Origin of the sequence: Pseudoalteromonas sp. MMG013 (assembly GCF_018100885.1) — a bacterium.
Lineage (GTDB): Bacteria > Pseudomonadota > Gammaproteobacteria > Enterobacterales > Alteromonadaceae > Pseudoalteromonas > Pseudoalteromonas aurantia.
Map to the genome: position 1 here is coordinate 1 of NZ_JAGJEE010000124.1, position 446 is coordinate 446.

Genomic DNA, 446 nt, shown 5'->3' on the forward strand with positions numbered 1-446 from the left:
CAATTAACCCTTCTTCATCACATATCATCAGCACTTGGGTAAACAAGGGTTCAATTTGCTCATGCATTTTTGCCACAAACGCCGCGATTGAGGTGTAATGCGGCTGCACATCGCCTGATACACTCATGAACAAAATATTGTTTTCACAGGCCTTGGCGATACGGCGGCTACTGATCAACCCATGTGCATAACCGAGTAAAATTACCTTTAACATCACCGCTGGCGAATACGCCGCAGCACCCGTTTTATCATTGTTATACCATACATCAAACCCCGATAAGTCGAGCTTATTTTCAACAATATAACAAAGCGCGTACTCAAATGTACCTGGCAAGATTTGCTCTGCGAAATTGATAGGAATGAATTTATTTTGGCAGGATAAGTCAGGCTTGTAGTTAGCCATAACAATTTACCGTGGGTGAATAATATCTATTAGATCACAGTAA

The 446-nt window shown here is 41.5% G+C and carries 1 protein-coding gene; it reads right to left on the reverse strand.

Going from position 1 to position 446, the window contains the following annotated elements:
- The coding region (locus tag J8L98_RS24640; RefSeq protein ID WP_210998691.1) for a transposase at window positions 1–403 on the reverse strand (403 nt) is incomplete at its 3' end.
- Between the last annotated feature and the right edge of the window lie 43 nt (window positions 404–446).